The organism is Armatimonadota bacterium (genome assembly GCA_018268395.1).
Lineage (GTDB): Bacteria > Armatimonadota > Fimbriimonadia > Fimbriimonadales > Fimbriimonadaceae > JAEURO01.
The window spans coordinates 176,135-191,255 of the sequence record JAFDWQ010000001.1 but is presented as its reverse complement, the minus strand read 5'-3'; the positions used below and the strand labels follow the sequence as shown (position 1 = coordinate 191,255).

The 15,121-nt window shown below is 64.9% G+C and carries 3 protein-coding genes; all 3 read left to right on the top strand.

Annotation, left to right across the window (positions count from 1 at the left end):
- Positions 1-9: 9 nt before the first annotated feature.
- From JST30_00845 to JST30_00835, 3 genes are read left to right on the top strand one after another with little or no spacing between them, the layout of a single operon-like run.
- Complete coding sequence (locus tag JST30_00845) at positions 10-3,258, top strand: hypothetical protein (protein MBS1712861.1); 3,249 nt, start codon at positions 10-12, stop codon at positions 3,256-3,258.
- On the top strand, positions 3,255-8,066 hold the full coding sequence (locus JST30_00840; GenBank protein ID MBS1712860.1) for a DUF4159 domain-containing protein: 4,812 nt from the start codon (positions 3,255-3,257) through the stop codon (positions 8,064-8,066). Before JST30_00845 ends, JST30_00840 begins: the two co-directional genes overlap by 4 nt.
- Before the next feature lie 14 nt (positions 8,067-8,080).
- Positions 8,081-15,004 carry a PQQ-binding-like beta-propeller repeat protein gene (locus JST30_00835; GenBank protein ID MBS1712859.1) on the top strand — a complete coding sequence of 2,308 codons (6,924 nt, stop codon included), beginning with the start codon at positions 8,081-8,083 and terminating at the stop codon, positions 15,002-15,004.
- The last annotated feature ends 117 nt before the right edge of the window (positions 15,005-15,121 follow it).

The following is a 15,121-nucleotide window of genomic DNA, read 5'->3' as shown; positions in this document are numbered from 1 at the left end:
GCCGCGAGTATGAGACGACAGTCGGGCCAGACCCTGGTGATGGCGATCATCATCCTGGGCATCCTGATGATCCTAGGGTTCGCTTTTGCCGGGATCATCAGCCGGAACATCGCCGACACGTCCCGTGGACGGCAGCGCAACCTGGCGACCGAACTCGCAAAGGGGGGCGCCGAGTATGCGCACTACCAGTTGCGCTACTCGCAGCTCGGAGCCGACTGGAGGCCCGCCCCTACGCCACCCCAAGCCGACGCTCAGGGTTTCAGTCGGGATCCGGATTCGCTGTACCTGCGGGCGGCCGATCCAACGCGGCCGTTCAGCGACGACCCCCGCCTTGCGAACGTCCCCGACCTGGGAGGCCCGGACGGTTACGGCCCGTACGCCCGAGCGTTCTTCGACCGGGGCCGGAGCCTCGTCCGCGTGCGGTACGCGCCGTTCGACTATGACGCTTTCGCCAACCCGAACGGCCAGCTCCGCGATCCGGGCAAGGCCCGCAGCTACCTCGTGATCGAGGTCGTGGGCCGGCCGGGGCAGCTCCGGTCGGGTTCGCGCACCGACCCCAGCCTTCAACTTCCGGAGAACGTGAAGGTCACGAACTACGCGAGCTTGGCCGACAAGACGGCGTCGATCGCCCACATGAAGACGGTCGACAACACGCTCACCAACACGCGCAAGATGATGGCGTTCGCGTCGCTCGGCATGCTCGAGAGCGCCCGCTACATCCACAACATGGACCGCTTGGGCCGGCCCGCGGAGCTGGGATGGCCCGACGCGGGAACGCCGCAGAACGGACGCCCGACGCCGTTCGACCAGGCCAGCGTCGGCGTCCTTTATGGCGACGGCAGCGCGCCCTATGGCAACAACGATCCGACCGACGTCCGCCCCGTCAACGTCCGCCAACTCTGGGGGCGCGTGTTCACAGAGCCCAACGCGGGCCGCGGGAACGCTTGGACGACGGCTCCGGGCCTTGGTTCGCTGTACTGCAACGCCGACCTGAAGCTGTTCGGCGAGCACGACCTTGCGGTCAACACGAGTTTCGGAGAGTCTTGGAACGTCGCCGGCAAGATCCTGCCCGCGAACACGATGTCGCTCCTGTCCGTTTCGCGGACGTATTACGACCGGGCCGTCGACCAGTGGCGCTCGAACTTCGGGCCGAACACCTCGACCGTCCAGACTCCGATCCAACTGGCAGGCCCAAGCCTGGAGAGCGAACAGCCGGCGTTCTCGACGGTCGGAAGCGTCCTTCGCGACGCGAGTGGGAACTCCGATCTCGACGGGTTCACCCGGGGCATCCCTCGGAAGGATCCGGGATCGATCTTGACCGTCGACCCGCAGAACAAGCAGAACCGCTTCCTCAACATGACGAGGGACAGCGGCCGCATCGTCAACGGTGGCAACATCGGACGGTTCGGGCTCGGATCGGGCGTCTATGTCGACAGTAACGAGCGCGGCAACTCTTCGAGCGAGGACGAACGGATCATTTCAGGCGCGGTCAAGTCGTTGCCGACGGACTGGTTGAACCCGAACAACGCCTCGTCCCAAGGCTGGAAAGGGCCGTACTACATCCCGCTCGCCTCGTACCTGAAACTGCTCCCCGACGGCTTCGAGGTCCGGCGCGACACGCGCAGCCGGTCGCCGTACTGGCGCAATCCGGACGGCCGCAGCTCGGGCGACTCCGTAGCCCGGTTCCGGGTGCGGACGGTCGAGTACCCGCTCGGTAGCGGCAAGTTCCAGCCCATGGTTCTGGACAGCGTCCAGAACCCGCAACTGGTGACGCAGCCGGGTGGAAGCCTGAGCGACGACGAGTTCCGGAACAACGGACAGCTTTTCAACGGCGTCCTCTTCTTCGAAGGCGATCTGCGGGTCCGCGGCGTCATCCCGACCGACCAACAGCTCACGGTCGTCTCGATGGGCTCGATCTACGTCGAGGGCAGCGTGACGAAAGGCGTCGTCACCGAGACCGGGGCCGTGCTGACGAGGCCGTCGCGATCGGCCGTCGCCCTGATGGCCAAGGACTTCGCGGTCTTGAACCCGACGATGTTCTTTGCGCCCGTCCCCGGACAGAACGTGGACGAGAAGAACGAGAGCCTGGTCGCGGACACGCCGAACCCGTTCGAACTCAAACTGGAAGACCCGACGATCACGCTCGAAGCCCAGTTCCTCTTGGACCCGAACACCCCGGCGTCGGTCGGCGGCAACCCGAACAACCCGACGACCTGGCGGCCGTTCGCCACGAACTATGCGTCGGTCGGTAGCAACACGCCGCTCTCTGCGAACCTCTTGGTGACCAGCAGCGCCGACGACAACGGTCCGACGTTCGTCTCGCTCGACGTGGCACCGAACAGCTATGCCCTTGCGGGCGGTTGGGGCGCCTACCTCTTCCCGAGGACGGTCACGTTCGGCGCAGTGACGGAAGTCTTCAACGCGGCGGCCGGCTACTTCACGGGCGTCGGGAACATCCCGGTCTACGGTCTCGGAAACCCCACGTTGAACTCCTACCCGAAGTTCGAGACGGTCGAATTCCCGGTCGTCACTTCGGCGTTCAATCTGGTCAACCGCCAGATCGTCCCGCCGAACGCCAATCTGGGCGACTACCGGCTCGGGGCCGACGACTCCAGCGTCTTCCGAGTCCGCATGAACGGCGTCGGAGGGGCCCCGATGAAGAACTATCTGGCCAACCGGACCGCCGTCGCACCGCACGACGTCCGCATCGAAGCGGCGCTCTACGCCGAACAGGGAAGTTTCTTCGTGATTCCGGGCAACTGGTTCAACACCAACACCCAGGACACCCGTTCGAACTGGATGGACCGGAGCGCGGGCGGCCTGTACCCGAACATGACGAACGACGAAGCGAACCAGAGGCGGTTCAGCCTTTTCGGCAACACACCTTCGGTGCCGTTCTTCGGCGAGCCGCTGGACGTCAAGATCTCCTTCGTCGGTTCCGTCTCGGAGAACATGCCGGCCCCGATCAACGCTCAGGCCGAGTGGATGATGAAGTGGGGCTGGATCCCGAGGCAGATCGGATCGACCGGCCTTCGCGTCCCGCTGTCGCACACGTCGGGGTTCGATCCGAACATCGTCCCCGCATTACCGAACTTGACCGTCGTCCATGACCCCGTGTTCGCCACCGGGGGAGTCTGGGACCCGTCGGGCAACTCCTTCGTCTCCGTGCGTCGGGACGAATATGGATGGGTGCTACCCCCCATGCCGAGACTGCCCGTCAGCCCGACCTTGGCTTATTTCGGCGAGGTGAACCCGTGAGACTGACCAGACTGTCCGCTTTGCTTTCGTCCGTCGCCTTCGCGACCCTTGCTGCGGCGCAGCCCTTGAGCTACGCCCAGGCCAGCGTCCAGATCAAGGCCGGCGTTTTGGTCCTTCCGGGACAACTGTACAACGGTGTCGCACAGAACGCCGCGCCCCACGTTTGGGGGAACCTGGACCAAGACCAGACGACGAAGCCGGCCAAGTGGTCGTTCTCGAACCCGCTCGGCCCTACCGTCCTCACGTCGAACGTCCGGACGCGCTGGGCTGCCCTGGACGTCTCGACGCCGCCAGTGAACACGCGTCTCAATAAGAACTCGGCGCCGTATTGGGAGGTCAATCTGGACTCGGTCGACGACCGCGCCCTCGCCCAGTTCAATGTCCTGTCTTTGACCGTGAACCAGACGCTTCAGCTCAACGCGCCCGAGCGCGAGAAGCTGCGCCGGTATCTCGACCAGGGCGGCGTCCTTTGGGTCGATCTGGTCGCGGACACCAATTCGAACCTTGTCAACGATGTCGTCAACCCGGCTCCGCTTTCGTTCGGTTGGGTGAACTCCAACACGGCGGTCGACGCGAACCTGTTCCACCCGGTCCTCCAGTTCCCGAACCCGTTGTCGCTCGGTGAAGTGACCATGGCGGAACTCGAACTGCCGGCAGGGAGCAAGCTCGTGACGACCCCTGTCCCCAACGGGACGATGGGCAACATCGAAGTGTTCGAGAAGTGGATCGAGCCGGATTCGACGAGCTTCCAACCTGTCGCAGGTACGTCTGCGGGCAACACGATCAGCGTCGGCAAAGTCGGGCAGGGCTTCATGGTCCTGACGAGCCGAGGAATGTCCGCGAACCTGAACAGGGGCTATGACACGAACACGGCCCAGTTCAACCTGAACCGGGGGTTCAACGGTTTCAGCGTCCCGAGCGACGCGGCGTTCATCGCCGCAGCGAAGCTGGCCGTCAACATCGTTTCGTTAGGCGGTCTTTGGACGGGTAAAGACGGCGGTTCGCGGCATACGGGTTCGATGAGCGTCGACCTGACCGCACCGTTGTTGCGGCGGTTTTCCGACAACCCGGCGGGTTCCGGCAGTTTCGACGTCGGACAACAGCCGGCGCTGTACAAGGGCCGGGTCGTGGTCTCGAAGGGCAACCGGGTCTACGTTTATGACGCCCGCCCGGACCGGGACATCGACGGAGACGGGAGCGCGGACGACGGCCTAGAGAACCCGATCGGCGTCCTCGGCGACCTCGTCTGGGTCAGCCCTCCGCTGGGCGGCAAAGTCAGCGCTCCGACGGTGGTGGAAGCCGCCAACACGGTGCTTTCCAATCCGAACAGGCCCGGTTTCCGGCCGACCGACCAAGTGTGGGTGACCGACGACACGGGGGCCGTCCATATCTTCGACCTTGACTGTGACGGTGCGGCCCAAGGCGTTCTGGGGAACTGGCCGCCGCTCACGAGCATCGCCCCGCCGAACGCGACGGTCGCGACGACCAACGGCCCCTATCCGGTCGTCATCCATGAAAGTCTGGCGTTCGTGACGGACGCCGCTAGCGGCACTCTCGGTACGACGGGACGGGTCTGGATCATCGACGTCGACCGGGCCGTCAAGGCCAACACCTCCAAGGAGTGGGCGATCTTCCAGTCGTCCCGCATGCCGGAACCATCGGCCGCGTGTACCGTGGGCTACATTCCGATCCAGGACGGGTCGGGCGGACTCGACCGCGTCGTCTACGTTCCGACGATGCCGAACACGGCGTTTTCACCGAGGCCCTGCGGTATGACGAGCCTTTGGCTGGGAGCCAGGTCCGAGTCGCCGATCAACCGCGATTACGACGCGTCCACTCAAGTCTTGCAGGTCTCGACGCGGGCGTCCTACAACGGCCTTCCGATCCTCCTTGTCCACGGTGGAGCGACTCCGTTGAACAGCCTCGGCCTGAAGTTCACGCTGTTGGACTCGAGCGGCAACCCGTTGCCGACGAACACGGTGCGCACGATCTTAGGGAACGCTTCGGTCAGTGAAACGACGCGCGGCGTCCTGCAGTTGAACGGGGTCGTGGCGGCCGGGTTCGACCTGGACGGCAAGCAGACGGCCGGTACGGGCGACGACATCGGTTGGCGCATCGACTACACCATCGATTGGAGCCAAGCCGGCGCCGGCGCCTTTTCGCCGTCGTACGAGAACTACGTCCGAGGCAACCTTGAGTTTCCTGACGACAACAGGAACCTGCGGCAGGTCATCGGATCGCCCGTCCTGGGGCCGAACGGCAACATCTATCTCGCGACGTCGTTCCGGGGCACCGCGAACGGCGGTGGCGGATCGTACTTCACGTTCAAAGAGAACCGAGGGCCGGGCAATTTCTCGATGGTCGGACGGTTCGAACTTTACGACCGTCTGTCGTTCGCCTTGAACAACACCTCGGGAGCGGCGGACACGATCACGATGCGTCCGGTCTTGACGGACAACGACACGATCGTTCAGCTCATCGGGTTCTTGAACCAGGAAATGAACACTTGGCAGTTCACGAGCGGCCCGGTGCTCCGAGGCGACACGGTCTACTTGACGGCGTCGGCGATCAAGCCGATCTTCACGGGCGTCAAGACCGGCGTCACGATGGCGTTCAAGGCCGAGACCGGCCCTCCGACCTTCGAGGTCCAAAGTACGGATTCGAACTTCACGATCGTCCAGTCCGATCCTGCGATCAGCGTCACCAAGAACGCGCCTGAAGCGTACAGCGTCCTGCAGCAGGGCCAGTTCACGGTGGAGCCGATCGGTGGTTCGACGCGTTCGCGCGTCGTGCTGAACAGCCTGATGAACGTGACGCGGGGCCGGATCCGCGATTCGATCAACTTCAGTCTGCCGGTGATCGTCAGGCGGGGAGGTCAGACGGACACGCTGATCGAGCCTGAGGCCCTGTCCGACAACGGCCGCATCATCGCGGGGTACGCCGGAGGGAAATGGAACCCTCTCGTGTGGTACACGTGCTTTAACGGCTTCGATCCGGGCGCGGGCCCCTTCGTCGGCGGCCAGACCTTGTTCCAGGGTGGGGCCAGCGTGTTGCCGAGCTTGATCCTGAACAACGGGTTCGCACCCAGAGGCATGGTGTTCGCCATGGACGCCAACATCAGCGCCAACGACGAGTTCCTGCAGCCGAACCCGGACCGCCCCTGGACGCAGCAGTTCGTCCACTTCCTGGGCAACAACTTCAACAACGTGCGCGTCGCGCCCGCCTTGAAGTGGCCGCAGTTCAAGGGCATCAATGACATGGACGACCTCAGGATCCGTATCCTGCAGGCCGCCATCGAAGAGGACGGCGTGAGCAACATCAGCGGTGGGGACGACACGCTCGCCGTGACGGGCCCGAACACGCTTTATGCCTTCAGCCGATCGGACATCCTCGTCGTCGACGCGGGCCGGATCTCCCGGTTCGATCCGGCGGGCAATCCGATCTGGATCACCGACCAGACGGTGCTCGGCGGGCGTAACACCCCGACCTCGGGTCAAGGCTCGGTCCGACAGCTCAGTGAGCCCAACCGGATGTATCCGGCGGGCGGCAACGGCTACTGGGTCGTCGATACGGGCAACAACCGCGTCGTCAGGACGGACGGAGCTTCGAGGGAGATCCGGACGATCGAGTCGTTCCGGGTCGACCCCACCTATGTGCCGGCCGGGCTGCCGAACCAGAACGGAGTGGCCGGCCTGAGCGCAGGCGAAGGGCGCAAGCTCCGCAGGCCGAAGGACGTCTTGTCGTGGGAGACGCTGGTCGACGGCTCGGTGGCGGGCAACAACCCGTTCTCGAACCCTCAGCCGCTCGAGCGGTGGGTCCATACGATGATCGCCGATTCCGGTAACAACCGGATCGTCGAACTGGTCGACAGGTACCAGCTCGATCCTGCGACGGGCCGTTACATGGGCGTGGTCCAGTACGAGGACCCGGTCGGTTCCGGCAAGTTCGTGAACGCACTGGGCGTGCTCAACTGGCACACTCCGGAGGAGTTCACGGGCCGCGATTACAGCTACAACAGCATCGCCAGGGTCGTCCAGGACGTGGGCGGCGTGCGTCACAACGTCATCGCGTTCGGCTTCGGCAACGTCGAGCCGGGCAAAATGTCGCTGGGCCTGGACTCTAACGGCCTGGATCCGGACCGTTCGAGCGGATACGGCGGGATCGTCCTTTATGACGGCCCCAATTCGGCCGTGATCCGTGAGTTCAAGAGGCCCGCCATCTTGGCCGGAACGTACCTCGCCGAGAACCCGCCGGGCTCAGGGAGTTTCTCGTACTCTTGGCCGACCGTCGACCAACCTGAGAGGACGCAAAAGCTCGTCGGGCTCAGCAGCGTCACGCTCCGTTACGTCGACGTCGCCGGTGCATTGCGGCTCTCGGCCATGGTCACGGACTCTACGGGCGTCTACGAACTCGTCCAGGACAATTCGGGCACGTGGGTCGTCCGGTGGATGATGCCGATCGAGGCGTACACCGGCATGCGGCACCCTCGAGGAGCCGGACCGTTCACCCAGGCTCAATTGGGCGACAATCCGCGCGGCTTCCGGCCGACCTACGCGAAACGGCTCGATTCCGGCGAAGTCCTGCTCGTCAACGGCTATTCGGGGACCCTTCTGTCCGGCGCCACGTTCCAAGGCGAGGTCGTCCTCGTCGACGGCACGTTCGCGGACGGGGCGACCCAGACCGAAGACCCCGGCTACGCGCTCAATAGGAGGAACCTCGGTTTCAACCGCTTGAGCGTCAAGTTCGAACTTCCGCCCGTGCAAGGCGCACGGGGCGTCGTCGCCCCTGTCTTTGCGGCGAGGCAATAAGGATCAACACACCCATGCTCACTCAGAGGACGATTCTTAAAAAGCTTCAAAAGCTCGGCACGGCCGTGGTGGCCGTCGGTGTCATGGCCCTCGTAGCCGTGGCGCAGGACTTCCCCATGCACTCGGCCAACCCGAACCGCACGGGCCTCCCTGTCGACGTCAATGCCGGGGCTTTCCCGCCCCAGCAGTACAACGACTTCGGCCGGGGCTTCCTCCGGTGGTGGGATCCCGTCGTCGAGTCCAAAGTCTACTTGGACAACGACCAGACGGGAGTCTTCGGCACGTCGTTCGACACGCCGAACGCGTCGTGGGGAGATCCGACACCGGGCCAAATCGTCGCCTTCAACTACTACAAGGCTCTGGGCGTTCCGCAGATCTACCGCTATAGCGGGCTCGTCAAAGGCACGAGCGCCGACGATCCGGCGGCAGGATCGACCCGGAGCTATTCGTTCCAGTTCAACAACCTGAGCACCGCTCGGGCGTATTCGTTGTCGCTGAACATTCCGGTCGGCCCGTCCGACGTGGGGGGCGGGACGATCCTCGACCTGCGCTATCCGCAGAAGTACATGGTCGTCCGAGTGACGGGAGCCCAGGGCGGCGACCACACCGACGTCATCAACTACGACACGCATGCGGGGGATTTCGTCCGCTTGGGCAACAACGGCGATCAGACGACGCTGACGTTCACCCCGACGGGGACGACATTGACCGTCACGGTCTTCAACACCGCGCCCGTCGGCGAGAACGGCCAGTTCCTGGATCCGGCCTTGAACGCGAACCCGGCGCTCTTGAACCAGCAGCTCGTCTACGCCGACGCGGTCGGCCTGGGCGTCGAGGGCGGCGGGAGCCGGGGCGTCTACACGGCGGCTCCGATCGTCGGCCGTCTGAACGCTCCGCCTCCAGGAGGCGGCACCGAGTCGATTCCGTGGAGGGTCTCGGCGGCCCGGAGCGAACCGGCGGTCGTCGGCGACCTTGACCGGAACTACAACCTCGGCGTCGTGACGAGCTATGACGCGCTAGGATTCTCGGTCGCAGGTTCATGGCAGACCCGCTACAACAAGGTCTTCAGTTGGCCGGCCCGCCGTCCCTTCGACGGGACGGACGCCGAACTCAGCCGCTACGGTCGCGACAAGCGCGACTGGATCATGGCGGCGGGTAAGGACCGTACCGACCAGCACGTCGTCGTCGACAACCTGAACGGCGGTTTCGCCGCGACGGCCAACTTCCTTCCATCGGCGGGAGGCGCCGACGACTACGGCCCCACCTTCGCGTCGACGCCTGCGATCTCGGGCGCCCCGACCGAAGAAGCGACCTTCGGGCAGAACATGCCTGCGGCCAACTATTTCATCGACGTCTGGATGCCGGGCAACAACGGCCCAAGAAAGGTCCAGATGAGGGTCTTGATCGGCGGGACGCAAGTCGACCTGCTCGACCTTGACGAGAGCCAGCCCAGAGGTTGGTACCGCGTTCCGTTCCAAAGGACGGGAGGGTACGCCCACTCCGACGCTCAGCCGCTCCAGGTCGTCATCACCAACCAGACCACCGAGCCGCTCGACGCGGGTAAAGACGTCCACGCCGACGCCGTGCGCTTCGTCCGTCAAGCCGATCTGGGTATCGATTCGACCCCGCTGCAAGTGACGACGACCGTCCAGACGGGCGGTGGCCCGGTCAACCGCGACGTCCTTGTCGTGGCCATGGAGAACGGCCGGCTGTACTGTACGGACGCCCATGGCGACCCGACGACCGGCGCGCCGCCCCAGGTGTACTGGACGTACCCGACGGAAGGGTCGACCGATCCGAACAACGATCCTGCCGAAGACGGTAAGGACCGGATCGCCGAAACGGCGGCCGGGTTCGACCTGACCTCGGCCCTCGTGGCCAACGTCGGCGGCACCGACCTGCTTTTCGTCGCATCCCAGAACGGCAAGGTGTACTGCATCGAAATGTCCGGTCGTGGTGACGGAACGGCGCGCAGGCGCTGGACCTGGCCCGACGACTACGACCCTTCGGCTCCGAACGTGCCGATGCAGGCCGGCGTCCAGCCGATCGTGGGATCCCTGTCCTTCGGTACGGCGGCCGGCAACGTCCCGATCGTGATCGTCCCGACGCAAGAAGGGCGCGTGATCGCGCTCGACGCCGCGGGCAACCTCGCCACGAAGAAGTCCTCGATCGTCTGGCAGTACCCACTGGCGACCGACCCGGTCCTCGGTCCGGTCCAGATGACCCCGGTGGTCACGGGTGGACGCGTGTTCTTCGGAGCCGCGCCTGACCAGACCGCGACCACGGGCACGATGTACGCCCTGAACGAAGGGGACGGGACGTTGGCTTGGACGCAAGACGGCGCCGGCATCGGCGGTTTCTCGCGGTTCGGCGCGTCGTCGCCGATTTCGGTCCCGGCCTCCATGTTGAACCCGCCTGCGGGAACGTGGGGCGGAACGGCCGACACCGGGAACGACCGGCTCTTCGTCGCCGACGACGCCGGGCTTTTCGCGTCCCTCGATCCCGCGTCGGGAACGGTCGCGTGGTCGACGAACGAACTGCCCGCAGGCTCTGCCGGGCCGCTCCGGTTCCTGTTCACAGCGCAGTACGACAACATCGGCTCGATCCGGCAGGACATCCCGGCCGTCATCGTGACGACCGTCGACGGCCGCTTGACCGCGTTGAGCGCGAACGGCCTCTTGAACAAGGCCGGCTTCACCAAGGTGTGGGGCTACGCGATGGACGGCCAGGCGCAAGTGTCGCCCGCCATCACGGGTGGCTTCAATAACGGTCTGAACGTCCATTCGTGGGCCTATGCGGGCGACAGTAGCGGCTACCTCTACGCCTTCAACTCGATCCTCGATACGAAGGACATTCCGATGGTTCCTGGCGTCCCGCCCGGCTTCCGCGATCCTGGACAGAACGATCCCGACCTCGATCTGCTGGATAACGCGATCGACCCGAACAAGTTCATCCTGATCTCGCCCGAGCAGTACGACCAGTTGCGGCAGAAGATCGACGACCCGAACGTCGGGGTGACGGCGGCGGAGGTCCTTCAGGTCGCCCAGAACTCGGCCGCCCAACGGCGCCATTTCGACTTCGGCGAGACGCTGTACGTCTTGATCTACGACCTTCCGGAAGGGACGGGTTCGACCGCGAACTACTACATCGAGTTCGAAATGAGCAGCCCGGGCCGTACGGCCCAGCGCTTCCAGTCTCCGATCCGGCAGTACACGGGCGACGCCCAGAACCGCGGCTTCGTGCTCCGGGGCATTCCTCTGATGACGACCGGTATCGGCGGCATCGGCCCAGGCCCGAACCTTCTCTCCGCCCGGGCGACTTCGGCCGGAACGCGGAATCAGGGCACGGCCGTCCGGCTCTTCAAGCCGGCCACGTTCAACCCGCCGGTCAATGCCGACTACTTTATCGCGAACCCGTTGGCACTGGCGTACCTGGACGACAGCGGCATCGTGAACTCGAGCGTGTGCCTGCCGACCCTCGTGAACCCCGATCCGACGATCGTGGTCAACACGGGCGACCCGCGATGGCCCCTGTACAACTCGAACGGCAACGTGGGAACGGACCAGAACCCGGCGGCGGGCGAGCCAGCAGGCCCGGTCGGGCCTGACCTCCGGAGCAAGGGGCAACCCGTCAGTCACGGATCGCTCGGCGTCCAGCAGCTGTACGTCGTCGACCGAAGCTTGATGGCGATCCTGCTGGGTCGCGGCCTGGACGGAGTCCGGGTCGGCCCGCGCGACATCGCTTGGGTCAAAGACCTGACCGATCCGACGACGGGCGGCGTGTTCCAACCGTTGCTTCAGAACGGCGTCAACTACCCTGGGTTCGAAGACTATCCGGTCAACGTGCCGAACACGAGCCTTGACTATCCCAACGTGGGACGGGAAGGCTTGGCGATGACGGCCAATCTGTTCGGACAGGCCCAGAACCCGCTGTACCCGTCCGGCATTTCGCTGAACGCGCCGTTCATCGCACCGGCGAACGCCACCAACTACCGGACGCTGACGGGCTATGAAGCCCAGATGACCCGCCGGGTCACCCCGACCGTGTTCGAGATGAGCCTGCTCGTGCCGCGCTACCAGCCTTCGAGCAAGAGCGACTACTACGGCAGTCAGATCATGTTCATCGACCCGCAGGGCGGAAACTCGACGCTCGATCCGACGGTCGGCTCGTTCCGCACGTTCGGGATCGGACTGGACGTCGCCCGCGACCAGCGGATCAACTTCCAGACCCCCACCCTGGACATGGGGTCGCTTCCTTCGGGCGGCGGCTACAACGGAGGCGCAGGTTTCGGCCCGTTCCTGCCTTGGGACCCGAACACGCAGTTCAGCCCGTGGAACCCGGCCTACAACAACCTGTTCCAACCGTTCGCCGTCTCGAACGACGGGAACGAGAACATGCTCGACCTGAGGCTCGCGAAGTTCTTCTTCGACGCGAACGGCAACCGCCCGGTCGAGTTGTTCATGCCCGGCCAGCACGAACTAGCCTGGCTGGACGCTTCTCTCCACCTGCACTCGTCGATCGACCGAAGGTATTCGGCGTCGTTGCTGGTCGGTAGCGGCCCAGGGTTCGACCCGCTCGGAAGGAACATCCTTCAGAAGCCGAGGCCGAACGACTTGATCGGGACGCGTTACAACGTCAACCCCAGGAGCAGGCCGAACGCGAACTTGCGGACGGCGGGCGGCTACCTGTTCAACCCGGGTCAGATCGTTCCCGGCGATCCGAAGATCGGCGTCAGCGCACCGATCGGCGCTCCCTCGGGGCAGTACATCCGAAAGGTGTTCGCGTTCGAGAACAGCAACACGGGTAACGACATGAACGCGGACAACCCGTCTTTGGGCACCGACGAAGCGTACACCGACCCTGGAGCGAATCTGAAGTTCACGGTCCGTGAGGGCCGGATGACCAACCTGCCCACGACGAAGTCGGCTCCGATGGTCGAAAGCCTGCCGACCGCGACGGGGAACTTCCTGTGGTCGAACTCCGTGCCGAGCGCGATGCGCGACGGGAACGGCAACGTGTTCGTCGCCTGGGCCTCGAACAGGCTCGAGAACGCCAACACGCCGGGCTGGAACGCGATGCAGCGCACCGAGACCGACCTGCTACGCCAGGACAAATGGCGGATCTACGTCGGATCCTTGCGGTCGACGCTGGGGAACTCCCTCGGTGAAAGCCCGATCAACGACCTGAACGCCTGGACGGCCGAGAACAATTCGCGCTGGTACAAGCAGACGCTCTTGATCGACCCGCCCGCCAACGTGTTCTCGGTGGACACGGCCAACGGCGAGACGCTCGACCTCGACTCGGTCGCCTTCGGCGCGCCGACGTTCCCGACAAGCGGGTTCTTCAATTTCCTCGAGTACCCCGCGACGACGGGCCGGTCTTGGAACAACGGCAAGTACATGGCGATGCTGGGCGAGGCCACGAAGCGGGACGCTTCGGGCACCTCCGTCCCGCTGAGCGAGATCATGCTCGTGCCGATGACGTTCGCGGCCGACGGGACGATCAACTACAATCCGGGTGCGATCCTGACGTCGCCCTTCGACCCGACGGTCAAGAAGAGCAGGCTGAGCTTGGTCAACACGACCCTTGGCAGCACGTCGTACGCCTCGGTGTTCTACTCGACCTATTCGAACGGCCTCGGCCAGATCGTCTGGAACAACTACAACTCCACGTCGAACCTGTGGACGCAGGGCAGCCTGCGGCTAGGGAACGCCTTCGAGAACCTTGGCGCTCCGAGCGCGTTCGCCCGCCGCTATCGCGACGGGAACCAAGGCCGGATCAACTTGACTTTCACGGGCAAGGTCCGCGGCCGAAAGTTCAGCGAGGTCTACATGGCCCGGTTGACGGCGAGCCTGTTCACGGGCGTGCCGACGGGCCGTAACTCGGTCTTGCCTTACGGCACGGCCACCGATCCTCTGATCGACGATCTGACGCTCGACCCGGCGACGGGCGTGTTCTGGGCTCCGGGCCTGCAATGGGTGACCGACCAGGCGTCGCTCGACCAGATCGACATCACGACGGACCCGTCCGGCGCGACCGGCTCGATCTGGGACCAGAAGACGGCGACCCGCGACTTCGACCAGGCGTCCGGCATCTTGAAGTTCAACTCCCGCTTCGGCGGCAGCGTCCTTCTCGAATCGTCGACCGGCGCGGTCCGCATGACGGGCGTGATCCTGCCCCGCGGGACCAGGCTGTACATCAAGTACCGGCCGTCGATCGTCCGCGTCAGCACGGGGACGGGCGCCAATTACCGCTCGGTCGCCACGACCTATGACGACCGCTTCATCGGCGTCCGGGTCGTGCCGGGCAACCCGCAGCGCAACCTCTTGGGCGACCTGCAGAACTGGGTCGGCGAAGTCAACGCCGCTCAGCCGGACTCGCCGCTCAGGTGGGACCGCACGGTCGTCGCCTACACTCGGACTTCGGGCGACGGTACGGCCGCGGCCCGGCCGTTCTATCAGACGCTCCGGCCGGGAATCGTCCTGGCCAATGCGATCCAGACGGACCAGAACGGGGCCGCGACCTACTTCCGCGTCGACAACTGGGGCGGCGGCGTGGCCGTCGAGCACTATGCCCAGTTCGACCCGGCGACAGGCCGCGTCTTCTTCCTGACCGGGAACGAGGACCGACGGGTGACGGTGACGTACGATGCGGTGGACGAAAGCGGCCGCTTTATCGGCCGGCTCACCGAGGCGTGGACCGTCCGGCAGATCCCTGAACTGCTCGAACAAGCAGTTCCGATCGAACAGGTGGGCAACGAGTCGGGCCTCTCGATCGCACTGGACCCGTTGAACTCGCCGTTCAACAACATCGACCCTGTGGCAGGGCGCAAACCCGGCCTCCTTTGGTTCTTCTGGTCGAGTTCTCGGACGGGGCAACCGGACGTCTATTTCCAGACGGTCGCGCCCCGGTTCTCGCCGAAACGGCCGAACCAGTAAGGGCGTCCAGGGCCCGGAAGGACGAATTTTCGACTTCCGGGCCCTCGGGACGAAACTTTTCAGCCTCTTGAGCGCGTCTGCTTCGGTACGAACGCGGTCCGCCGTGCAGGCCGGCCT